22 protein-coding genes, 1 tRNA gene and 1 pseudogene are annotated in these 20,982 nt (G+C 71.1%); 11 read left to right on the top strand and 13 right to left on the bottom strand.

The window, feature by feature from the left end; genetic code table 11:
• A pseudogene (locus KBZ04_RS03710) lies at positions 1-189 on the bottom strand (cytochrome C oxidase subunit II); the annotation flags it as partial.
• A gap of 198 nt (positions 190-387) precedes the next feature.
• On the opposite strand from KBZ04_RS03710, the gene KBZ04_RS03705 reads away from it, so the two are divergent.
• The 7 genes from KBZ04_RS03705 to KBZ04_RS03675 all read left to right on the top strand — a co-directional run bounded on the left by KBZ04_RS03705 (position 388) and on the right by KBZ04_RS03675 (position 6,662).
• Positions 388-1,320: a hypothetical protein gene (locus tag KBZ04_RS03705; protein WP_254990557.1), complete on the top strand. Its 933-nt coding sequence runs from the start codon at positions 388-390 to the stop codon at positions 1,318-1,320.
• Positions 1,321-1,606: 286 nt separating this feature from the next.
• A complete protein-coding gene (locus KBZ04_RS03700; protein ID WP_315860043.1) occupies positions 1,607-2,494 on the top strand; it encodes a COX15/CtaA family protein in 888 nt (295 codons plus the stop codon).
• The gene (locus KBZ04_RS03695) at positions 2,487-3,482 is read left to right on the top strand and encodes a heme o synthase (protein ID WP_254990555.1); all 996 of its coding nucleotides are present in this window, start codon (positions 2,487-2,489) and stop codon (positions 3,480-3,482) included. Before KBZ04_RS03700 ends, KBZ04_RS03695 begins: the two co-directional genes overlap by 8 nt.
• A 38-nt stretch (positions 3,483-3,520) precedes the next feature.
• Positions 3,521-4,543 carry an ATP-binding cassette domain-containing protein gene (locus KBZ04_RS03690; protein WP_254990554.1) on the top strand — a complete coding sequence of 341 codons (1,023 nt, stop codon included), beginning with the start codon at positions 3,521-3,523 and terminating at the stop codon, positions 4,541-4,543.
• 22 nt (positions 4,544-4,565) lie between these two features.
• Entirely contained in the window at positions 4,566-5,429 is an 864-nt protein-coding gene (locus tag KBZ04_RS03685; RefSeq protein WP_254990553.1) for an ABC transporter permease, read from the top strand.
• 10 nt (positions 5,430-5,439) lie between these two features.
• A complete protein-coding gene (locus KBZ04_RS03680) occupies positions 5,440-5,937 on the top strand; it encodes a hypothetical protein (protein ID WP_254990552.1) in 498 nt (165 codons plus the stop codon).
• Positions 5,938-5,957: 20 nt separating this feature from the next.
• Complete coding sequence (locus tag KBZ04_RS03675; RefSeq protein WP_254990551.1) at positions 5,958-6,662, top strand: N-acetylmannosamine-6-phosphate 2-epimerase; 705 nt, start codon at positions 5,958-5,960, stop codon at positions 6,660-6,662.
• 38 nt (positions 6,663-6,700) lie between these two features.
• On the opposite strand, the gene groL is transcribed toward KBZ04_RS03675, so the two are convergent.
• Positions 6,701-8,359 carry a chaperonin GroEL gene (gene groL / locus KBZ04_RS03670; protein ID WP_254990550.1) on the bottom strand — a complete coding sequence of 553 codons (1,659 nt, stop codon included), beginning with the start codon at positions 8,357-8,359 and terminating at the stop codon, positions 6,701-6,703.
• Positions 8,360-8,494: 135 nt separating this feature from the next.
• Here groL and KBZ04_RS03665 point away from each other — a divergent pair, with 135 nt between their 5' ends.
• Positions 8,495-8,737 carry a hypothetical protein gene (locus KBZ04_RS03665; protein ID WP_254990549.1) on the top strand — a complete coding sequence of 81 codons (243 nt, stop codon included), beginning with the start codon at positions 8,495-8,497 and terminating at the stop codon, positions 8,735-8,737.
• On the opposite strand, the gene fabG is transcribed toward KBZ04_RS03665, so the two are convergent.
• Genes fabG through KBZ04_RS03650 form a run of 3 tightly spaced genes read right to left on the bottom strand, consistent with a single transcriptional unit; the run spans position 8,738 to position 11,507 of the window.
• Complete coding sequence (gene fabG, locus KBZ04_RS03660) at positions 8,738-9,490, bottom strand: 3-oxoacyl-[acyl-carrier-protein] reductase (protein ID WP_254990548.1); 753 nt, start codon at positions 9,488-9,490, stop codon at positions 8,738-8,740.
• Positions 9,491-9,530: 40 nt separating this feature from the next.
• Positions 9,531-10,655, bottom strand: a complete 1,125-nt coding sequence (locus KBZ04_RS03655; RefSeq protein ID WP_254990547.1) for a potassium channel family protein — start codon at positions 10,653-10,655, stop codon at positions 9,531-9,533.
• Between the two features lie 9 nt (positions 10,656-10,664).
• The gene (locus KBZ04_RS03650) at positions 10,665-11,507 is read right to left on the bottom strand and encodes a glycosyltransferase family 9 protein (protein WP_254990546.1); all 843 of its coding nucleotides are present in this window, start codon (positions 11,505-11,507) and stop codon (positions 10,665-10,667) included.
• A gap of 79 nt (positions 11,508-11,586) precedes the next feature.
• Between KBZ04_RS03650 and ispD the strand changes: the two genes are divergently transcribed.
• Together ispD and KBZ04_RS03640 are read left to right on the top strand one after the other, a co-directional pair.
• A complete protein-coding gene (ispD, locus tag KBZ04_RS03645; protein ID WP_254990545.1) occupies positions 11,587-12,294 on the top strand; it encodes a 2-C-methyl-D-erythritol 4-phosphate cytidylyltransferase in 708 nt (235 codons plus the stop codon).
• Positions 12,295-12,302: 8 nt separating this feature from the next.
• Positions 12,303-13,373: a CpcT/CpeT family chromophore lyase gene (locus KBZ04_RS03640; RefSeq protein WP_254990544.1), complete on the top strand. Its 1,071-nt coding sequence runs from the start codon at positions 12,303-12,305 to the stop codon at positions 13,371-13,373.
• Here KBZ04_RS03640 and KBZ04_RS03635 read toward each other — a convergent pair.
• Positions 13,360-14,319: an LD-carboxypeptidase gene (locus KBZ04_RS03635; RefSeq protein WP_254990543.1), complete on the bottom strand. Its 960-nt coding sequence runs from the start codon at positions 14,317-14,319 to the stop codon at positions 13,360-13,362. The genes KBZ04_RS03640 and KBZ04_RS03635 overlap by 14 nt on opposite strands.
• 6 nt (positions 14,320-14,325) lie before the next feature.
• Positions 14,326-15,219, bottom strand: coding sequence for a 4-hydroxybenzoate polyprenyltransferase (locus KBZ04_RS03630; protein WP_254990542.1), 894 nt, complete (start codon positions 15,217-15,219; stop codon positions 14,326-14,328).
• 128 nt (positions 15,220-15,347) lie between these two features.
• Between KBZ04_RS03630 and KBZ04_RS03625 the strand changes: the two genes are divergently transcribed.
• Positions 15,348-16,982 (top strand): Ppx/GppA phosphatase family protein, encoded by a 1,635-nt coding sequence (locus KBZ04_RS03625; protein ID WP_254990541.1) that lies wholly within the window; start codon positions 15,348-15,350, stop codon positions 16,980-16,982.
• On the opposite strand, the gene KBZ04_RS14175 is transcribed toward KBZ04_RS03625, so the two are convergent.
• The 6 genes from KBZ04_RS14175 to lgt form a co-directional block, all read right to left on the bottom strand.
• A complete protein-coding gene (locus tag KBZ04_RS14175) occupies positions 16,957-17,754 on the bottom strand; it encodes a helix-turn-helix domain-containing protein (protein ID WP_261350855.1) in 798 nt (265 codons plus the stop codon). The genes KBZ04_RS03625 and KBZ04_RS14175 overlap by 26 nt on opposite strands.
• A 111-nt stretch (positions 17,755-17,865) precedes the next feature.
• A tRNA-Val gene (locus tag KBZ04_RS03610) sits at positions 17,866-17,937 on the bottom strand.
• A gap of 119 nt (positions 17,938-18,056) precedes the next feature.
• Positions 18,057-18,713 (bottom strand): hypothetical protein, encoded by a 657-nt coding sequence (locus tag KBZ04_RS03605; protein WP_254990540.1) that lies wholly within the window; start codon positions 18,711-18,713, stop codon positions 18,057-18,059.
• Positions 18,714-18,821: 108 nt separating this feature from the next.
• A complete protein-coding gene (locus KBZ04_RS03600; RefSeq protein ID WP_254990539.1) occupies positions 18,822-19,403 on the bottom strand; it encodes an alpha-ketoglutarate-dependent dioxygenase AlkB family protein in 582 nt (193 codons plus the stop codon).
• Complete coding sequence (gene cobM, locus KBZ04_RS03595; RefSeq protein ID WP_254990538.1) at positions 19,400-20,164, bottom strand: precorrin-4 C(11)-methyltransferase; 765 nt, start codon at positions 20,162-20,164, stop codon at positions 19,400-19,402. Before cobM ends, KBZ04_RS03600 begins: the two co-directional genes overlap by 4 nt.
• Positions 20,161-20,982 (bottom strand): prolipoprotein diacylglyceryl transferase (gene lgt, locus KBZ04_RS03590; RefSeq protein ID WP_254990537.1); only part of this gene is annotated, 822 nt, incomplete at its 5' end. The genes lgt and cobM, both read right to left, overlap by 4 nt.

Below are 20,982 nucleotides of genomic sequence, written 5' to 3'. Positions count from 1 at the left end.
CACCAGGCCGACGATGCCCAGGAACAGGATCGTGCCGATGCTGAAAAGGACCCGGAACAGCGAGTCGTAGACAGGCGCGTTGGCGCTGGCGTCGAGGGGGAGCAGGTTGACGTTGTAGCCCACCCAGAGGCCGGACAGGACGAGCGCCATGCCCACCAGCAGGGTGACCAGGGAGGAGGGAATCGGCACGGTGGCGGCGGCGGGACGGCTGTCGGGAGGGTGGGAGGCCCCTGAGCTCAACAGCTTATGGAAGGCTGTTCGCGGGCCGTGCGTTCGTTGTAGCCACAGAGGCAATTTCGGGGAAATTTCACATTCAGTTCGCACGATGTGCTGATTCGCCCATCGTTGAATCCCTCCAAACTTCCATGCCCTTCCAAGCCCCCGTCCATGGGCACCTCCCCCGCGGCCCTGCCCCCGGGCCGGGTGCCGCGGCTGAAGGCCGCTGCGAACATGAGCGCCTGCCACGCCCGGCTGTGGGCGATCGGTGGGCGGGATCCTTCGATTCCGAGGTGCCTCACACCCAGAGCCGCCTTGAGCGGAGCCGCCATGCCCTTCACCCACGAGCAGATCCAGAGGCTCCGCCACCGCCATCGCGGGTACATCCTTACCCTCGCCACCGAGGTGGTGCTGATCCTGGCGCTGCCGTTCTGTCAGTCGCACGCCTGGCTGCTTTCCCTGCTGCTGATCGGCCTGGCGGTGGTGTTGATCACCACGGTGACGCGGTACTCACCCCTGATCAGCACGCGGCCTCTGCTGTATGGGCTCGGTGGCCTGGCGCTCGCCCTGGAGGTGGTGTGGCACCTGGCCCTGGCCTTCGATCCACCGCTGGGGCGCCTCGTCACGGTGCCCCATGTGATCGCCTGGCTGCTGTTCTTTCTGGTGGCGCTGGTGCGCAAGGTGAAGACCCTGGTGCGGGAGCCCTTCGTGACGCTGGCCGTGGTGATGGGCGCCACCTCCGGCTATCTCCTGGTCGGCATCGCCGGTGGGGTGATGCTGGTGGCCCTGTGGGTCCTGCATCCGGGCGCCTACGACCTCTCCGCCCTGCCGGTGCTTCAGGATCGCAACGCGGATGCCGTGGCGATGGCGCCGGCGCTGATGGCCGCCTCCTTCACGATCCTGACCAGCGTGGGATCGGCGGTGCTCCGCAGCAGCGACGTGACCGGGCAGGTGATCACGGTGGTGATCACGATTTCGGGCCAGCTGTACATCGCCATCCTGATTGCCCTGATCCTGGGTCGCTTCCACAGCAGGCCCCCGCGAGGAAGGGCCCTCCCGCCGTCGCATCCCATCCGTGGCGGGCACCAGCCTTCGATCCGCTGAACAGGTATCCCCGGCGGTGTTCGCCACCGCTGGTGGGGCTCAGGCCCGACAGGCGATGGGGCGTTCGGTGAGGCAAGCCCGCGCAGGCGCCCGCGGGTTCGTTGTAGCCAGAAGAGCAATTTCGGAGAAATTTCACATTCACTTTGCACGATGTGCTGATTCGCACATCTTTCAATCGCCGCTAACTTGGGTGCCCGAAGAGCACCTGTCCATGGCCGTGGCGCCCTCAGCGCAACCCCTGCCCCGGCCTCGCTCCACCAATGGAGCGGGCTGGGCCCTTCGCCTGGTGCCTTTGCTCACTGCCCACCTCGTGGTCGCCCTGGTGGCCCTGGTGGCCATCGGCGGTGCCACCCGGGTGATGGAGGCGGGCCTGGCCTGCCCGGACTGGCCCCTCTGTTACGGCGTGCTCTGGCCGGGCCGCCAGTGGAACCTTCAGGTGTTCCTGGAGTGGTTCCACCGCCTCGACGCCTTCCTGGTGGGTGTCGCCCTCCTGCTGCTGTTTGCCCTCAGCCTGCGGTTCCGGGCCCGCTTCCCAGGCTGGCTGCCCTGGAGCTCCGGTCTGGCCCTGGCCCTGGTGGCGGTGCAAGGGGGGCTGGGGGCCCTCACCGTGCTCAGCCAGCTGGCTGCGCCCACCGTCACCCTGCACCTGGCCACCGCCCTCAGCCTGGTGCTGCTGCTGAGCGCCATGCACCAGGGTCTGGAGCGCCCAGGGCTTGGTCCTGTCGCCGTGGCCCCATCCCTGCCGCGTTGGTGGTCTCCTCTTCCCGTTCTGGCGGCCCTGCTCGTCGGCGCCCAGTGCCTGCTGGGTGGGGCCATGGCCAGCCGCTGGGCCGCCGATCTGTGTGTCCAGGCCGGGGAAGGTTGCCGCTGGTTGCTGTTGCACCGCCAGGGGGCCTATCCGGCGGCCCTTGCGGTGCTGCTGCTGGCCGCCAGCTCCCTGGCCCTGCCGTCCGGCCTCCGGCGGCTCCAGGCCCTGGCCCTGGCCGCCGTTGCGCTGGTGGCGGTCCAGGTGGCCCTCGGGGTCGTCACCCTGCGGCTCCAGCTGGCCGTCCCCGCCGTCACCGTGGCCCACCAGCTCACCGCCGCCCTGCTGGTGGGAGTGCTCGGTGGTCTCTGGGGATTGTCGTTCCTGTCCCCTTCCGTTCCTACCCGTCTTGAGGTGGCCCATGGTTAGTGTCAGCGCCGTGTCGGCCATTGCCGCATCCCCGGCGCCGCCAGCGATCCGACCTTCGGTGACGTTGCCGGCCTGGCTTGAAGTGGCCAAGCCGCGACTCATCCCCCTGTTGCTGGCCACCACGGTGGGCGGCATGGCCCTCACCGCGGCCTGGCCGCTGGATCCGCTGCGGCTGGTCTGCACCCTGGTGGGAGGCTCGATGGCCTCGGCGGCGGCCGGTGTCCTCAACTGCCTCTGGGAGCAGGAACTCGACGGCCGCATGCAGCGGACCAGTCGCCGGGCGCTGCCGTCGGGCCGGCTGGCCCAGCGCCAGGCCTTTGCCCTGGCCGTCGGTCTCACGGTCGCCTCGGTGCTGGTGCTGGTCCTCGGGGTGAACGCCCTGGCCGCCTCCCTGGCCCTGTTGGGGCTGTGCAGTTACGTGCTGCTCTACACGGCCCTGCTCAAGCCCCGCACCACCCAGAACATCGTCATCGGCGGCATCGCCGGAGCCATCCCCCCCCTGGTGGGGGCGGCCGCCGCCACCGGCCACCTGGGCTGGAGCAGCTGGTGGCTGTTCACGCTGGTGATGGTGTGGACGCCTGCCCACTTCTGGGCCCTGGCGCTGCTCCTGCATGAGGATTACCGCTCGGTGGGCATCCCGATGCTGCCGGTGGTGAAGGGCCTGGAGGTCACGGCCGGGGCGATCCGCCGCTATAGCTGGGTAACGGTGGCCATGAGTCTGGCCGGCGTTGTTGCCCTGCCCAGCGGCGGCTGGCTCTACGGCCTGCTGGTGCTTCCCTTCAACGCCAGGCTGCTGCAGCTCAGCGCCAGCCTCCTTGAGGATCCCGGCGATCCCCGCCGGGCCCGCAGCATGTTCCGCTGGTCGATTTTCTACCTCTTCGGCATCTGTCTGCTGCTGGTGCTGGCGCGCACGCCGCTGGCCACCGCCGGCGCCCCAGGCACCCTGCTGTCCGCCGCCTTCCATCTGGCTTCCACCGCAGCTGCCTAGATTGACCAGGCTTGTGGCCCTTCGCGATTGATCCCGGCTTGATCGAGCTCCAGCACCTCAGCAAGCGTTTCGGCGGCCGCAAGGTTGAGCCGGTCCGGGCCCTGGACGACCTCTCCCTGAGTGTGCCGGCTGGCTGCCTCTACGGACTGCTGGGGCCCAACGGCGCCGGCAAGACCACGGCCCTGCGCATCCTCTGCACCCTGCTGGCTCCTGATGCCGGCCAGGTCCAGGTGGCAGGGGTGGATGCCCTGGCCGAACCCCGCAGGGTCCGGCGCCTGCTGGGCTACGTCGCCCAGGAGGTGGCGATCGACAAGATTCTCAGCGGCCGGGAACTGCTGCACCTCCAGGCGGATCTCCATCACATGGGAGCCGCCGACCGCCTGGCCCGCACGGCCGAGCTGATCGAGCTCCTCGCCATGGAGGCCTGGATCGACCGCCGCTGCGGCAGCTACTCCGGCGGCATGCGCCGGCGCCTCGACCTGGCTGCCGGGCTGCTGCACCGGCCCCGGGTGCTGGTGCTGGATGAGCCCACCGTGGGCCTCGACATCGAAAGCCGCGCCACCATCTGGCAGGTGCTACGGCAGCTGCGCGACCAGGGCACCACGGTGCTGCTCAGCAGCCACTACCTCGAGGAGGTGGATGCCCTGGCCGACCGCCTGGCGATCATCGACGGCGGCCGGGTGATCGCCGAAGGCACGCCCGCCGCCCTCAAGGGCGCCCTGGGCGGCGACCGGGTGACGCTGCGGGTGCGGGAATTCAGCGATGAGCAGGAGGCGTCCCGGGTGCGGGATCTGCTCGTGGCCTGCCATGGCGTCCGCCAGGTGGTGGTCAACCGGGCCCAGGGCTATTCCCTCAACCTGGTGGTGGAGGACAGCGGCGTGGTGGAGACCCTGCGGCAGCAGCTGGCCGAGGCCCAGCTGCCGGTGTTCGCCCTGGCCCAGAGCCGCCCCAGCCTGGATGATGTCTACCTTCAGGCCACCGGCCGCACCCTGAGCGACGCGGAACTCTCCGTGGCGGGTCGCCGGGACCTCAAGGAGGAACGCAAGCAGTCGATGCGATGACGACCCGATTCCCTGATTCCCCATGACCAGCGCCAGCCCCTCCCTCGCCCCCGTTCCCTCCGCCAGCACGGAGCCCTCGGCCTTCGCCGAGATCTCCCAGGAGACCCTCGCCCTCACCCGGCGCCTGTTCGTCCAGCTCGCCCGGCGCCCGTCCACCCTCGTGGCGGGGGTGCTGCAGCCCCTGATCTGGCTGGTGCTGTTCGGGGCCCTGTTCGCCAACGCCCCCGAGGGCCTGCTGCCCGGGGGCATCAGCTACGGCCGCTTCCTGGGGGCCGGAGTGATCGTGTTCACCGCCTTCAGTGCCGCCCTCAACGCCGGCCTGCCGGTGATGTTCGACCGGGAGTTCGGCTTCCTCAACCGGCTGCTGGTGGCGCCGCTGCGCTCCCGCAGTTCGATCGTCTTCGCCTCGGTGCTCTACATCACCAGCCTGAGCCTGGTGCAGAGTCTGGCGATCATGGGCACGGCTGCCCTGCTGGGCTACGGCTGGCCCGGTGGGGCGGGGCTGCTGCTGGTGCTTGTCACCCTGCTGCTACTGGTCTTCGCCGTCACCGCCCTCAGCCTCGGCCTGGCCTTCGCCCTGCCGGGCCACATCGAGCTGATCGCCGTGATCTTCGTGGCCAACCTGCCGCTCCTGTTCGCGAGCACCGCGTTGGCTCCGATTTCCTTCATGCCCCCTTGGCTGGGCTGGCTGGCGGCCCTGAATCCCCTTACCTTCGCGATTGAACCGATCCGCGCCGCTTACGCGGGGTCCTTCCGCCTCACCGACGTGGTGCTGGTGGCTCCCTACGGGTCCCTCAATGCGGCCACCTGCCTCGCCATCCTGGCGGGCCTGGCGGCGGGTCTGTTCCTGTTGATCCGCCCGATGCTGGATCGCAAGCTCACCTGACGCCCCCTCCGTGTCCCTGCTCCCCTCCCGGCCCGAGCTCTCCAACCTGCTGCTGGAGGCCGTCCACCGCAGGGATGCCACCGCCACGGCCCGTCTGATTCGCCAGTGGGCCCACCGCCACGGGGTGGGTTCCCTGGAGCAGTTCCGCACCGGCACCCTGATTCCCCAGCAGGGCAGTGAGGCCGGTGACTGGCTCCGCCAGCACCTGATGGGACCGGCCGTTGCCCCCACCGCCGCCGGGTCGGATCACCTCAAGCCCGTTGCTGCTGGCGTGGACGATGCTTTTGCGGCCCTGGAAGCGGCCTTCTCGACGCCGCCGCTGCCTGCCGTAGAGGCGCCGGTGCCCCTCGCGCTGGTCCCCGAGCCCGTCGTCGCGGCGACGTCCCTGCCCGAGGCCTCTCGCCTCAGCGTCCTTCCCCCGGGCACGCCCCCGGCCCCGGCACCTTCCACGCTGGCCGGGTTGCGCTCCTGGCTCTCCGGCGATCCCCAGCATCGCCGCGCCAGCTGATCACCCCTTTGCCGCCGTCCATGGTGTCGTCCCGTCCCCTGCCTGAACGCGCCGCCCTGAACGGCCGTCTGATCGTGTCGGTACAGGCGCCGGAGGGTTCGCCCATGCGCGATCCGGCCGTGATCGCGGCGATGGCGGAGGCCAGCCTGCGCCAGGGGGCCGCCGGGGTGCGGCTTGAGAGTCCCGATCACATCGGCGCGGTGCGGCGCCGCTGCCCCGATGCCCTGATCGTGGGCCTCTGGAAGCGAACGTTCCCCGACAGCGCCGTGTACATCACCCCCGGCTGGGAGGAGATCCGTGCCGTCTGGGCGGCCGGAGCCGATGTGGTGGCGATCGATGCCACCGACCGTCCCCGCCCGGCGGACCAGGCGCTGGAGGAGCTGATCAGCCGCGCAGCCAAGGATCTGGGCGCTCCGCTGATGGCGGATGTGGACAGCGTGGCGAACGGTCTGCGGGCGGCGGCCCTGGGTTGCCAATGGGTCGGCACCACCCTCTACGGCTACACCGAGGCCACCGCCTCGCAGCAACCCCCGGCCTGGGACCTGCTGGGGCCGTTGCGGCGCGACCTCCCCGAGACGGTGGCGCTGATCTGTGAAGGGGGAATCGCCTCCAGGCAGGAGGCCTCCCGGGCCCTGGACAGTGGTGCCGATGCCGTCGTGGTGGGAACAGCGATCACCGGCGTGGATCTGCAGGTGGCCGCCTACGTGAGGGCCATGGCCGGCTGAGCGTCGGCCCACCCGGCCCCATCGGGCCCCCAGGGGGCTCACATCATGCCGGGCATGCCCATGCCACCCATGCCACCCATGCCACCCATCCCTCCCATGCCGCCATCGCCGGCGGGGGGAGCGGCGGGCTCCGGCTTGTCGGCGATCACGGCCTCGGTGGTGATCAGCAGCGAGGCGATCGAGACCGCATCCTGCAGGGCGAGCCGCACCACCTTGGCGGCGTCCAGGATGCCGGCGGCCAGCAGATCCTCGTAGGTGTCGGTGAGGGCGTTGTAGCCCTTGCCCTGGCTGAGCATCTGCTGCACCACCACGTCGCCGTTGGCGCCCGCGTTGGTGGCGATCTGGCGGGCCGGCGCGGCCAGGGCCCGCTGCACGATCTCCACGCCGGTGCGAACGTCGCCGTCGCAGCGGCTGGCCAGGGCTCCCAGTTCCCCGCTGAGCTCGACCAGGGTGCTGCCGCCGCCACCGACGATGCCTTCATCGATCGCCGCCCGGGTGGCATTGAGGGCATCCTCGATGCGCAGCTTGCGGTTGCGCAGTTCGGTCTCGGTGGGGGCGCCCACCTTGATCACGGCCACGCCACCGGCCAGCTTGGCGATGCGTTCGTTGAGCTTCTCGCGGTCGTAGTCGGAGTCGGTGGCCTCCAGCTCCCGCTTGATCGCGGCCACCCGGTCGGTCACCGCGGCACGTTGGTCGTCGGCCGCCACGATCGTGGTGTCGTCCTTGCTGATCGTGATGCGGTGGGCATGGCCGAGGTCGGCCAGGGTGGCCTTGTCCAGCGTCATGGCCCGGTCCTCACTGATCACCGTGGCGCCGGTGAGGATGGCGATGTCCTCGAGCATGGCCTTGCGGCGATCACCGAAGCCCGGCGCCCGCACGGCGGCCACCTGGAGCACGCCCCGGGTCTTGTTCACCACCAGGGTGGCCAGGGCCTCGCCCTCCACCTCCTCGGCCAGGATCACCAGGGGCCGGCCGCTCTTGGAAACGGCCTCCAGCACCGGCACCAGGTCGACCACGGTGCTGATCTTGCGATCGGTGATCAGCAGCAGGGGATTGTCGAAGGCGCATTCGCGCCGGTCCTGATCGGTGACGAAATAGGGGGAGGAATAGCCGCGATCGAAGGCCATGCCTTCGGTCACCTCCAGTTCGGTGGCCAGGGATTTGGATTCCTCCACGGTGATCACGCCATCGGCGCTCACCCGCTCCACCGCTTCGGCGATCATCCGGCCGATCTCCTCGTCGTTGCCGGCGCTCACCGTGGCCACCTGGCGGATGGCCTCGCCCGCCACAGCACGGGAGCGCTCGGCGATACCGGCCACCACCAGGGCCGTGGCCCGCTCCATGCCGCGCCGGAGGGCGACGGGGCTGGCGCCGGCGGCCACGTTGCGCAGGCCCTCATGCACCAGGGACTGGGCCAGGACGGCGGCGGTGGTGGTGCCGTCACCGGCGGTGTCCTTGGTCTTCGAGGCCACCTGCTGGATCAGCTTGGCGCCCAGGTTCTCGAAGGGATCCTCGAGCTCGATCTCCTTGGCGATGGTGACGCCGTCATTGACGATGTCGGGGGCGCCGAATTTCTTCTCCAGCACCACGTTGCGACCCTTCGGCCCGATGGTGACCTTCACCGCATCGACCAGGGCATTGACGCCCCGCTCCAGCGAGTCGCGGGAGGCATCGGCGAACTGGATCAGTTTGGCCATCGACGGGGTGGTAGGAGCAGCCGTCGCAGCGTCCCACGGCGACCCCGCCGGTGGCATCCGCCCATCGGTGGGGAAAGCCGAATGTCCTGTTCAGGGTCGGCTGCAGCCCCCCGTCGCAGGAGGTACCTTCAGACCATGGAAGACCTGCTGCAGCAGACCCTCGACAGCGCGGCCACCGAATCGGCCCTCGTCCCCAGCACCACCGCCGACGGCATGGTGTTTCTGCTGATCGCCGCCCTCGGCCTGCTGATGGCCCTGGTCTATGTGCCGATCCGCCTGTTCCTCACCCTCACGGCCCGCAGCCGGCGCCTGCGCCTGCTGCAGCGCATCCGCAAGCTGCGGGAAGACCTCGGCCAGCCCCTGGCATCCGAATCCTGATCAGCGCATCACCATGCCGCCGTCCACCTGCAGCACCTGGCCGGTGATGTAGGCCGCCGCCGGATCGGCCGCCAGGAAGCGCACAGCACCGGCGACCTCCTCCGGCTGACCCATGCGGCCGAGGGGGATGGCGGCAAGGATCGGCTCCTTGTCGAGATCCCTGGTCATGTCGCTGTCGATGAAGCCGGGGGCCACCGCGTTCACCGTGATGCCGCGGCTGGCGAATTCGGCGGCGGTGCTGCGGGTGAGGCCGATGACGCCAGCCTTGGCGGCGCTGTAGTTGGCCTGGCCCGGGTTGCCCATCAGGGCCACCACCGAGGTGATGTTGATGATCCGGCCGCGGCGGGCCTTGAGCATGCTGCGGCTGACGGCGCGGGTGCAGAGGAACACCCCGGTCAGGTTGAGGTCGATCACGCTCTGCCAGTCGGTGGTCTTCATCCGCATCAGCAGGCCGTCGCGGGTGATGCCGGCGTTGTTGACCAGCACATCGAGGCGCCCTTCCTTCTCCAGCACCGCCTTGACCATCGCCTCCACGGCCTGCTCGTCGGCCACATCCGCCTGGTGGCTCCAGGCCTGGCCGCCCGCCGCCGTGACCGTGGCCACCACCGCTTCGGCGGCCTCGGGTGAGCGGGCATAGTTCACCACCACCGTGGCGCCGGCCAGCGCCAGGGACTCGGCGATGGACCGGCCGATCCCCCGGCTGGCACCGGTCACCAGGGCGACCTGACCGGAGAGGGGAGCGGCGCTGGACATGGCGGCGGGAGCAGGGTGTGGCGATCGTATGCCTGTCGCCTCAGTCGGCCATCTGGTCGGAGCTTTCCAGGGCCGGGCCGAGCACCTCGGCGAAGCGCTGCAGCTGCTCCTTGCTGCCCATCACCACCAGCAGCTGGCCGGCCTCCAGACGGATGTCGCCGCCGGGGTTGGTGACCAGGGTGGCCTCTGGCGTGCCGTAGGTGGTGCCCCGGTAGGAGTAAGGATTGACCACCGCCGGCGCCGGGGTGCGGATGGCCAGCACCTGGGCGCCGCTTCGGCGGCCGAACTGGATCTCCGCCAGGCTGCGGCCCAGGAGCTCCCCCAGCCGCGAGCTGTCGTCGCTGAGCTGGAATTCCTCCACCTCGCAGTCGGAGCCGGCCAGCAGCTCCATGAAGTCGACGGCCAGCGGCCGCAGGGCGGTGGCGGCCATCACCCGGCCCCCCGCCACATACGGGCTCACTACCTGGTCGGCACCGGCCAGGCGCAGCTTGCGCCCCGCTTCGGCGCTGTCGGAGCGGGCGATCAGGCGACAGCGGGGGGCCAGCCCCCGGGCGCTCAGCACCACGTAGAGGTTGGCCGCATTGTTGGGCAGGGCCGCCACCAGGCTGCGGCACTGATGGATGCCCGCCTCCAGCAGGGTCTCGTCGAGGGTGGCGTCGGCGAACAGCACCGGCAGCCCCCGCTCCTCCGCCTCATCGCGGCAGCCCGCGTCCATCTCCACCACCAGCAGCGGGACCTTCTCCCGGATCAGCTGATCGGCGATCTCCTTGCCGATGCGGCCATAGCCGCAGAGAATCACGTGGTTGTTCATGCTTTGGACCCAGGTGCGGAATCGGCGCTCCCTCAGGCGCCGGAAGTAGCCGGTTTCGGAGAGGCCCACCAGGTTCTGGACGGTGAGCTGGACCACCACGAGTCCTCCGGCGATGGAGAACACGGTGATGATCCGCCCCGCGGTGGAGAGGGGGTGGACCTCGCCGTAGCCGATGGTGGCGATGGTGATGGCCACCATCCAGTAGCAATCGCCCCAGTCCCAGCCTTCGGTGATCCGGTAGCCGATCGCGCTGGCGTTGACCACCACGATCAGGGCGACCAGGGGCGTGACCCAGGGCCGGCGTGCCCTGGCCGAGGGGGGACGCTTCCTGCGGGAGAACCACAGGCGACTCATGGGCGCCGCTCAGCCCAGGCCGAGGGCCTGGAGCACGTCGCTGGAGGGGAGGTCACGCAGGTGGCCGGGGGAACCCAGCCCTTGTACTCCGCTGCGGGTCGGCAGGCTGTCGCTGCCGCGACCCAGGGCCACCACCGGGGTGCCGCTGAGCAGGGCCAGTTCGATGGTCACTGCATCGCTGGCCAGCACCACGTCGCTGGCGGCCACCAGGGCGGCCCGCTCGGGCAGGTGGGCCGAAGAGGCCGGCGGCACCTGCTGGGAGCGCAGGCCGGGGAGGGTGGCGGCGATGCGGCCGGGCAGCTCCTGCCAGGCCGCGGCAGGCCAGTCATCCGGGCCGCCGGAGGGGGCCAGCAGCAGCATCGGCCCGTCCCCGGCCGGCAACATGGCGACCGCTTCGTCAACGGTGGCCTTCGAAAGGCTGAGGCGGAAGGCGGCGGCATCGAGGCTGACCCCGATCGGCCGCAGGTAGGCCTCCAGGGCCTGGGCCGGCCAGAGACCCTGGGGCACCTGCACCTTCTCGGTGGCGGAGAAGCCCCCGGCGGCGATGCGGTTGGGGATGTGGCTCATCGAGAGCATCAGATCCACCTGGCGGCCGCTGGCCAGGTTGATGCAGGCCTGAAAATCCGGCTCCCGCACGCACCCGAGCAGGTTGGTCCAGTCGGCCAGGGAGGCGTCGCCGAAGTTGAAGGGGAGGACCTTCTCCACCGCCGGCAGCAGCTTCCAGCGCGCCATCAGGGACGGATGGCAGGCCACCTGAATCTGGAAGCGGAGTTGCTCGGCGATGGCCGCCACGGCGGGAAGCGCCTGCAACTGGTTGGCGCCATCGCCCGGGATCAGAAACAGTGCGCGCATCGGGCGTTGGGTCGGGCGGGCCTGACGGCCTGATTGTATGGAGAGGATTCCAGTGTTCCGCCCGGGCGGCCCATCGCTTGTGCATTTGCTGATCGCCGCCGCCGGCAGCGGGCGCCGCATGGGCGCCACCACTAACAAGCTGCTGCTGCCCCTGGCCGGCCGCCCCGTCCTGGCCTGGACCCTCGATGCCGCCCTGGCCTGCGGGGCCATCCGCTGGATCGGAGTGATGGGCCGCCCCGAGGACGAGGCGGCGATCGGGGCGATCCTGGCCGCGGCCGAGCCGCGCCGCTCCCTGGCCCAGCCGGTGGCCTGGATCGTGGGGGGGGACACCCGCCAGGACTCGGTGCGCCGTGGCCTGGAGGCCCTGCCGGCCGATGCCGAGGCGGTGCTGATCCATGACGGCGCCCGTTGCCTGGCGGAACCGGAGCTGCTGGAGCGCTGCGCCACGGCCCTGAAGGAGGCCATGGCCGAAGGGGCCGGCATCATCGCGGCCACCCCCGTCACCGACACCATCAAGCAGGTGGATGGCCGGGGCCTGATCACCGCCACCCCCGAACGCAGCGGCCTCTGGGCCGCCCAGACGCCCCAGGGCTTCGGGGTGGCCCAGCTGCGGGAGGCCCATGGGCGGGCCGAACGCGAGGGCTGGAGCGTCACCGACGATGCGGCCCTCTACGAGCGGCTGGGGCTGCCGGTGCGGGTGCTGGAGGCGCCCCCCTCCAACATCAAGCTCACCACCCGCTTCGATCTCACCATCGCCAGCGCCGTGCTGGCGGCCCGCAGCGCCTGAGGCCAGCCATGGACAGCGCCGCCCAGCTCGAGACGATCGCCGCCCGCTGGCAGGGGTCCTTCCACAACCGCCGCCAGGTGGCCGCCACCCTGGCCAGGGGCGGTCCGGAGGCGCCCGAGCTCACCCGTGAGCTGCGCACCATGGCGGTGGAGCGGCTGCAGGCGCCCCAGCTCGGGGCGGTGGTGCTCTATTTCCAGGAGTTCCGCGCCAGCGCGCCCCAGCTGGCCCATCGCCAGCGGGTGGTGGTGCTGCGGCAGGATCCGGATCGCGGCGCCGTCCGGGCCGAGCAGCTGTTCTTCCGGGGCGGGCCCACCTACGACCGTCCTGCGCTGGCCGCTGCCCAGGTGCAGACGCTGGGACCGGAGGCCTTCGATCGCCATCCGGGCTGCGACCTGTTCTTCACGGCGGAGCCGGCCTTCAACCGCTTCCGAGGCCGCATGGATCCCGGGGCCTGCCGCTACCGCCATCCCCAGGACGGCGAGGTGTGCGCCGAGTTCGAGATGCTCCTGCATCCCGACCAGCTCTGGTACCGGGACCGCAGCCTGCGGCTGGCCGATGGCTCGGTGCGGGGCGAGGTCGACGGCTTCAGCTGGCTGCTGTTCGATCGGCTGGAGGGTCCCCTCGGGGACGATCTGCCCGCCCTGGTGCGGCAACAGGGCGTCTGGCGGGGCAGCTTCCGGCGCTACGACGCCGGGGGCGGGCTGCTCGAGACCTTCCCGAGCACGATCACCATCCGGGTGTTCCAGGAGGGAGGTCGCTGGCAGTACCACCAGAGCAACCTCCACGGCCCCGAGGACGCCCCGCTGCGCCGCCTTGAGGCCCGGGGCGAGATCCATTCCGGCCGGGTGTGGTTCGCCAGCGACCGCTACCAGGGCTGGGCCATGGACCTGCCGGGCGAGCAGCCTGCCGCCGGCAGCCTGCTGGTGATGCACGCCCGGGATCCAGGCGATCCCGACATCCACGAGATCATCAGCTGCAGCCCCGACGGTCGCCGCCGCTGGCGGCTGAGTCAGCTGATGAAGGAGGGGCAGCTGGTGGGTCGCACCGCCATCGACGAGGAAAAGGTCAGCGGCGACTGACGGACCCGGGCGACGCAGCGATCACACGCAGGCGGCCCCGGTCACCGTCGAGCCGGGCCCGCACCCCCAGGGGCAGGGCGGCATTGACGTCACCGTGGCCCACCGGCAGGCCGGCCAGCACGGGGATGCCGAGATCGGCGGTCCGCTCCCGCAGCACCTGCTCCAGGCTGAACCGGGGCGTTCCGTCGTCGTCATCCCGGGGGTCGTCGCAGCCCTCGAAGCTGCCGAAGCCGATGCCCCCCAGCCGCTGCAGGGCACCGCAGAGGCGCCAGTGGGTGAGCATCCGCTCCAGGCGGTAGGGCGCTTCTCCCACGTCCTCCAGGATCAGGATCGCCCCGTCCAGATCCGGCAGGTGCGGTGTGCCCAGCAGGTGGGTCGCCACCGTGAGGTTGGCGGCCAGCAGCGGGCCTTCGGCCTGGCCGCCCACCCAGCTCTCCCCTTCAAGGTCGGCCAGCGGTTCGCCGAACAGCAGCGCCCGCAGCCGCTCCCGGCTCCAGGCCGGCTCGGCCGCCAGGGTGGTGAGCAGGGGGCCGTGGACGGCGCCCCCGCGCCCCATCGCCAGCCGGTGCCACAGCAGGGAGGTGACATCGGAGAAGCCCAGCAGCCAGCCGCCTGCCGCCTCCAGGGGCTGCTCCAGCAGCCGGGCCGACCCCCAGCCCCCCCGCACGCAGGCCAGCAGGGCCGCCGGTGGCCGCGCACCGGTGTCCGCAAGCAGATCGCCGGCCCGCTCGGCGTCCCGGCCCGCCAGGTAGCCCCAGCGGCGCGGCGGCAGGCGGTTGGGATCGTCATCCAGCTCCAGGCCCCAGCTGGCCAGCACCGCCAGGCCGGCCTGCAGGCGCTCCAGATCGGCCAGGGCGGAGCTGGCGGCCACCAGCCGCACCCGGTCGCCCGGACGCAGGGCCGGTGGCTGGTGGGACGGCAGCTGGGGTGGGAGTCCGGCGGCCATGGCGGATCAGGCGCCGGTGGAGAGGATCACGGCCAGCAGCAGCAGACCCCCGAGCCACACCTGGACGGCGAAGTGGCGGCCGTAGGCGCTGCGGGGCAGATCGGGGCGCCGCAACAGGGCCGCCTGCTGCTGCATGGCCAGGGCGGCGACGGCCCAGGGCGGCCAGAACGGCAGACCCGCCCGCCCCTGCAGCAGCACCGCCAGGGCCAGGGCCGCGCAGGTGAGTCCGTAGCACAGGGCCACCGCCAGGGGCGCCTGGGTCCCCAGGCTCAGGGCACTGCTGCGCACCCCGAGGCGCCGGTCGTCGTCCCGGTCGCTCATGGCGTAGACGGTGTCGAAGCCGAAGGTCCAGCTCACCGCCGCCAGCCAGGTGAGCAACAGGGGCCAGCCCCCCAGCGCACCCCGCAGGCCCCCCTGGGCGGCCGCCCAGGGGATCAGCACGGCGAAGCCCCAGCACAGGGCCAGCACCATCTGGGGATAGGCGAACCAGCGCTTGGCGGAGGGGTAGAGCAGCACCAGGGGCAACGTGGCCAGGGCGAGCCCCACGCACAGCACGCGGCTGGAGGCGGGCAGGGCCAGCAGGGCCGCCAGGGCCACCACCAGGCAGAGCAGCAGCAGGACGGTCGCGGTGCCCACCCCGAGGCGGCCATCGGCCAGGGGGCGGTGGCGGGTGCGCTCCACCAGGGGATCGATGCGCCGGTCCCAGAGGTCGTTGGCCACGCAGCCGGCGCCGCTCACCGCCAGGCCGCCCAGCACGGTCCAGCCCACCAGCAGGGCCGCGGGCGGCACGGCCGGCCCCAGCCACAGGGCCCAGCCGGCGGGAATCAGCAGGATCAGCCGGCCGCTGGGCTTGTGCCAGCGCAGCAGCTCCAGCCAGGCCTGGGCTCGGCCTTTGGCCATCGGGACGTTCACCGCTCGCAACGGTTGGTAGGCGGCACCCTATCCAACTCCTGACCATGACGTTCGCGGCTGCTGGCGAAGGGGCGGCCGGTGGCAAAGTGGCGCGGCCGCTGCCCGGGCCGACCCCCATGCCCCCGATCCCCGACACCGCCGGTACCGCGGAACGGCGGGTGGCGGCCATCGACATCGGCACCAATTCCATCCACCTGCTGGTCGCGGCGGTCGATCCGGTCCTGCGCAGCTTCTCGGTGGTGCTGGCGGAAAAATCCACCACCCGGCTGGGGGAGCGGGATCCCGATTCCGGCGACCTCACCCCCGAGGCGATCGAGCGCGCCTTCCTGACCCTGCGCCACTGTCGCGACATGGCCACCAGCCACGGGGTGGAGCAGATCGTCACCGCCGCCACCAGCGCCGTGCGGGAAGCCCCGAACGGCCGCTCGTTCCTGCAGGGGCTCCAGGACCAGCTGGGGCTGGTGGTGGACCTGGTGAGCGGGCCGGAGGAGGCCCGACTGATCTACCTGGGGGTGCTGTCCGGCCTGTCCTTCGGCGACCAGCCCTATTTCATCCTCGACATCGGCGGCGGCTCCACCGAGCTGGTGCTCGCCGACGGCCGCGATGCCCGCGCCCTCACCAGCACCCGCATCGGTGCGGTGCGCCTGCAGCGGGAGTTCTGCCGGGAGGACCCCCTCACCCCGGCCCGCCGCCGCTTCCTCGAGGCCTACATCCAGGGGGCGATGGATCCGGCGGTGGCCGAGGTGAAGCGGGAGCTGCGGCCGGGGGAGAAACCCGTGCTGGTGGCCACCAGCGGCACCGCCATGGCGATGGCGGCCCTGGCCTCCGCCCAGGACCCCAATCCCCCCCTGAAGCTTGACGGCTACCGCCTGGGCAGGGCCCGCCTCGATACCATCGTCGAGCGCCTGGTGGCGATGACGCCGGAGCAGCGCCGCGCCCTGACCGCCATCAATGAACGCCGGGCCGAGATCATCGTCCCCGGTGCCCTGATCCTCCAGACCACCATGGAGATCCTGCAGGTCCGGGAGCTGGTGGTCTGTGAGCGGGCCCTGCGGGAAGGTCTGATCGTCGACTGGATGCTGCGCAACGGCCTGCTCGTCGATCGCTTCAGCTTCCAGAGCACGATCCGCCGCCGCACCGTGCTGCACCTGGCCCGCACTTACGGGGTGGACACGGTCCGGGCAGAACGGGTCGCCAGCCATGCCCTCAGCCTCTACGACCAGACCCGGGGACTGCTGCACGATGACGACGGCGAAGGCCGGGCCCTGCTATGGGCGGCGGCCCAGCTCCATGCCTGTGGCAAGCACGTCAACATCGCCGCCTACCACAAGCACACCTGGTACCTGATCCGCCATGGGGAACTGCTCGGTTACTCCGAGGCCGAGCACCTGATGGTGGCGGCGATCGCCCGGTACCACCGTCGCGGCCTGCCCAAGAAACGCCATGAGTCGTGGCAGCTGATCGAGGCCGGGCAGCACCGCCACACCGTGTTCACGATGGCCCTGCTGCTGCGGCTGGCGGCCGCCCTCGACCGCAGGCCCGCCCCCGGCATCGAGGCGATCAGCGTGTCCGCGGACGCCGAGCGAACCGCTCAGACCCGGGGCTTCACGATCAGCCTGCAGCCGCACGCGCCGCAGCCCGGCGACTCCCCCCAGGACCTGAGCCTGGAGGAATGGAGTCTCCGCTCCTGCGCCGATCTGGTGCTGGAGGCCACGGGCCTGCGGCTCACGGTGCGGCAGGCGTCGCCCTGAAGCTGCGCCACACCACCTGATCGATCCGTCCCAGGGAGCGGGGGGCCTGGCTGCCGGCGGTGGCCGTCACCAGGTCGGGCCGGCCGGCCAGAACCTTCAGGCCCTCCCCCATGGGGAAACGCTTCTCACCGGTGAAGGTGCCGCGAAACAGGGTGACCCCGGCCCCATTGCGGACCTCCAGCCAGCTGGGCTGGCTGCTGCGCAGCACCAGCGCGTCTGCCGCCGGGCGCACCGGCGCCCCAGCGGCCACGGCCTGGCGAGGAGCCACACCCGGATGGCTGGTCGCGGCCGGTGCTGACGGGGGTCGGGACGCCTGCGGGGCAAAGACCTTCCCCTGCAGGGCGGCCACCCCAAGGCCTCCGCCGCCCAGCAGCAGCAGGGCCCACCACAGCCAGCCGAGGGGGCGGCCCCGGCTGGCGGGGGAGGTGGCGGGTCGTCGCTGCAGGGGAGAGATCGGGGCCGGGCGGCGCTTGCCGCCCACCAGGCGGCTGTTCTGCAGAGCATTGATCTGCTGGCTCACGTCGATCCCCAGGGCGCCCGCCACCCGCTTGGCCTGGGCCACCACGAATACCGCCTCCGGCAAGTGGGTGTGGTCGCCGGCCTCCAGGGCCATCAGCTGTTCGCTGCCAAGCCGCAGCCGGTCCGCCAGTTCCTCCAGGCTCAGGCCCTGGTCACGGCGGGCCTGGCCAAGCTTCTCGCCCAGCTGGACGAGTTGCGGGATCGGTTCGCTCCCATCCTCTGCGGCCAGGGTCGCGGCAGGAGATTCGGACAAGGGCAGGGACTCCTGAAGCGCTGCGTAGCCAGCAGTATGACGAGCGGTCCCGAGAGCGACCAGTCCTCCGTCAGAGAGGACACTACCGGCTGGAAAACAGGATTGGAGATATGGGCGATACTGGATTCGAACCAGTGACCCCTTCCGTGTGAAGGAAGTGCGCTACCGCTGTGCTAATCGCCCATCGTTGCCGTCTTAACCCCGGCATCGCCTGAAAGAGGACCTTTCTGCGGCAGAGGTTTCGACCAGGCCAGGTGGCCTGAACCCTCCTACACGGTCGCCGATCACACTGTCAAATCCCCTCAGCCGGCGCTGTCGCAGCGGGCGTTCACCTGCGCCAGGGCCTTGGGGTCGAACTCGATGCTGGCAGGACCGTTGAACAGACCAGGCTGGAGCTGCCGCAGGGCCTGGGCGTCCCGGTCGAGCCTTGCCTGGGCGGCCGCGATGCGCTCGGCGCGCCGCTGGCGCCACTGGTCGCGCTGGGAGGCCACCTGCTGTTCCCAGGCGCCGAGAGCGGCCTCGTAACGGTCCCTGTCGAGGCGCTGGTCTTCGGGGCGATAGCGGGATTCCTTGACGGCATCCAGGGGCTGGGGTGGCGCCACAGAGGGCCTGAAAGGGCTGTTGCGGGCCGCGGCCAGCTCCTGTTCGGCCTGACGCAGCGACCCGATCAGGGTGGTGATCTTTGCCTGGCGCCGGCGGCAGGCCTCCAGGGCCGCCCGTCGGGCGGTGGCGGCGGCCTCCGCCGCCTTTTCAGCCGCCAGGGTGGCCTCCGAGTCGGGCAGGCAGCGGACGTAGCTGAAGGCGGCCGTGAGGGGGTTGTCGGCGTCGGCAGCGAGCCTGCGGCAGCGCTCCCGGCCGGCCTCACTCACACCGGTGAACTGACAGCCCCCCCCTAGCAGGGTCATGCCCAGCAGCACCGGGAGCAGGCGCCGGTGACGGCGAGCACGGGAACTGGCCATCGCCCTCGGAACTCCGCTCAGAGGAACACTGCATCCATTGTTGCCATCCTGACGGCCTCCGGATGGCCGCAGCGGTCGCCCCCCGCGGCGGCACCTGCCCCCCTGGGATCAGGCCGGCGGCCGCACCCTCCGGAAGGTCAGGTTGAGCCGCGGGGAGGCCACCTTCAGGCGCCGCGGCAGCCCGTGCTGCCAGTGCCGCTGGGTGGGCGGGTCCATCAACAGCAGATCGCCATGCCCCAGTTCCACCGCCAGGGTTGGAGCCGTGTCCCGTTGGCGGGGACGGAAGCGCAGGGTGCGGCTGGCCCCCAGGCTGAGGGAGGCGATGGCAGCGTCCGGATCGAGCTCAGGCTCGTCATCGGCATGCCAGCCCATGGCGTCGCGGCCGTCGCGGTAGTAGTTCAACAGCAGGGAATTGAACTCCTGGGCCGCAGCCACCCCGATGCGCCGGCGGATGGCGGCCGCCAGTGGTGTCCAGGGTTCGATGGCGTTCTCCAACCCGGAATAGCGATAGCCGCAGCCTGGATCCGCCATCCAGCAGGTGAGCCTCGGCATGGCGTGGCGGCGGCCGTACACGGTGATGGACTCCTGTTTCCAGGGCACCTCCTGCAGCAGCTGCTCCAGCCAGCCATCGGCTTCCGCGGTCCCCACCCAGCCCCGCCAGTGGCGCAGGCAGGGGGCCGCTGCCGTCACGCGGCGCCGCCGCGGAACAGGTGGTTGTGGCTGGCGGAATAGAGCAGGGATCGGGCCCCGTCGGCGTTCCGCAGGGCCGGACTCACCACATAGAGGGTGGTGCGGATGAGCTCCCGCTCCCGGCTGACCCGGGCCATGGCGTCAAGGGGCACCACCGTGAGCCACTGGTCGGGCCAGCTGACCCGGTAGCCGATCGCCACCGGCGTGTCCGACGGGTAATGCTGCAGCAGCTCGCTCTGCACCTCCTCCACGTGGCGGGCGCTGAGGTAGAGGCACAGGGAGGCCTGCAGGGCGGCGAGCCGGGCCAGGGATTCCCGCTCCGGCACGCCGGTGCGGCCACCCGCCCGGCTCAGCACGATCGTCTGGACCCGGCCGGGAATGGTCAGTTCGGCCCCCAGGGCGGCGGCGGTGGCCTGGTAGGCGCTCAGGCCCGGCACCACCTCCACCGCCAGGCCGGCATCGGCCAGCCGGCAGATCTGCTCCTGCAGGGCGCCGTAGAGGCAGGGATCGCCGTCGTGGAGCCGCACCACCCGCCGTCCCGCCCTGGCCCGCTCGACCACCACGGCCATCACTTCCTCGAGGGTGAGGGTGCTGGTGCGGACGCGTTCGCAGTCCGGCGGCGCCAGGGCGGCGATCCGGGGGCTCACCAGGGAGTCGGTCCAGACCAGCACCTGGGCCGATTCGATGGCCCGCGCCGCCCGAAGGGTGAGCAGGTCAGGGGCGCCGGGGCCAGCGCCGACGATCTGAACGGTGGCGGTCATGCGGTCAGGCCGGAGGGGTCGGGAAGGGGACGGCGGAAGCGGTAGAGCCAGAGCAGACCCGCCCCCCCCAGCGCGATGAGCAGCAGGCTCATCAGCTGGGCCATGCGCAGGCCGCCGGCGCAGAAAGGCGGCTGGGAGAACAGGCAGAGGGGATCGAGACGCAGCCCCTCGATCCAGAAACGGCCGCTGCTGTAGGCCATCAGATAAATGCAGCTGAGGGCTCCGGCGGGCAGTCGCAGCCGCCCCTGGCTGCCCAGGCGGAACAGCAGCAGCAGCAGGCCGCAGACCCCAAGATTCCAGAGGGATTCGTAGAGAAAAGTGGGGTGGAAGGAGGCCTGCTGAAGGAATTCCGACGGACGATTCGCCATCGGGATGGTCAGGGCCCAGGGGAGGTTGGTGGGTAGACCGAAGGCCTCGGAGTTGAAGAAATTGCCCCAGCGACCGATGGCCTGGCCCAGGGCCACGGCGGGAACGAGCACATCGAGCAACGGCCAGAAGGGCTGGCGGCGCCAGCGGCAGAAAAGCAGGGTGACCAGGGTTCCCCCGATCAGGGCGCCGTGGATGGCGATGCCTCCGCGCCAGATGGCGAACACATCGAGCCAATTGGTGTGGAACTGGCGCCATTCCAGCGCCACGTAATAGATCCTGGCTCCCACCACGGCCCCCAGCACCATCAGGGGCAGAAGATCGGCGATCAGAGCCGGTTCGATGCCCCTGGAGCGTCCCAGACGGGTGGCCAGCAGCAGCCCCAGCAGCACCGCCAGGGCGATCAGCAGGCCATACCAGCGAACGGAGACGGGACCCAGCTGAAAGAGCAG

This window comes from Cyanobium sp. N5-Cardenillas (assembly GCF_024345515.1).
Lineage (GTDB): Bacteria > Cyanobacteriota > Cyanobacteriia > PCC-6307 > Cyanobiaceae > Cyanobium.
Note: the sequence above shows the minus strand (reverse complement) of the source record. Positions and strands in the feature narration are given on the sequence as shown.

Excerpts from the sequence above, each read along its gene's own strand:
- KBZ04_RS03650 (WP_254990546.1), bottom strand. The coding sequence starts at position 11,507 with ATGCGCGCACTGTTTCTGATCCCGGGCGATGGCGCCAACCAGTTGCAG.
- KBZ04_RS03630 (WP_254990542.1), bottom strand. The coding sequence starts at position 15,219 with ATGGCCAAAGGCCGAGCCCAGGCCTGGCTGGAGCTGCTGCGCTGGCAC.
- KBZ04_RS03605 (WP_254990540.1), bottom strand. The coding sequence starts at position 18,713 with ATGGCCAGTTCCCGTGCTCGCCGTCACCGGCGCCTGCTCCCGGTGCTG.
- KBZ04_RS03665 (WP_254990549.1), top strand. The coding sequence starts at position 8,495 with ATGGAAGACCTGCTGCAGCAGACCCTCGACAGCGCGGCCACCGAATCG.
- KBZ04_RS03655 (WP_254990547.1), bottom strand. The coding sequence starts at position 10,655 with ATGAGTCGCCTGTGGTTCTCCCGCAGGAAGCGTCCCCCCTCGGCCAGG.
- KBZ04_RS03685 (WP_254990553.1), top strand. The coding sequence starts at position 4,566 with ATGACCAGCGCCAGCCCCTCCCTCGCCCCCGTTCCCTCCGCCAGCACG.
- fabG (WP_254990548.1), bottom strand. The coding sequence starts at position 9,490 with ATGTCCAGCGCCGCTCCCCTCTCCGGTCAGGTCGCCCTGGTGACCGGT.
- KBZ04_RS03635 (WP_254990543.1), bottom strand. The coding sequence starts at position 14,319 with ATGGCCGCCGGACTCCCACCCCAGCTGCCGTCCCACCAGCCACCGGCC.
- KBZ04_RS03640 (WP_254990544.1), top strand. The coding sequence starts at position 12,303 with ATGGACAGCGCCGCCCAGCTCGAGACGATCGCCGCCCGCTGGCAGGGG.
- KBZ04_RS03625 (WP_254990541.1), top strand. The coding sequence starts at position 15,348 with ATGCCCCCGATCCCCGACACCGCCGGTACCGCGGAACGGCGGGTGGCG.
- KBZ04_RS03695 (WP_254990555.1), top strand. The coding sequence starts at position 2,487 with ATGGTTAGTGTCAGCGCCGTGTCGGCCATTGCCGCATCCCCGGCGCCG.
- groL (WP_254990550.1), bottom strand. The coding sequence starts at position 8,359 with ATGGCCAAACTGATCCAGTTCGCCGATGCCTCCCGCGACTCGCTGGAG.
- KBZ04_RS03675 (WP_254990551.1), top strand. The coding sequence starts at position 5,958 with ATGGTGTCGTCCCGTCCCCTGCCTGAACGCGCCGCCCTGAACGGCCGT.
- KBZ04_RS03705 (WP_254990557.1), top strand. The coding sequence starts at position 388 with ATGGGCACCTCCCCCGCGGCCCTGCCCCCGGGCCGGGTGCCGCGGCTG.
- cobM (WP_254990538.1), bottom strand. The coding sequence starts at position 20,164 with ATGACCGCCACCGTTCAGATCGTCGGCGCTGGCCCCGGCGCCCCTGAC.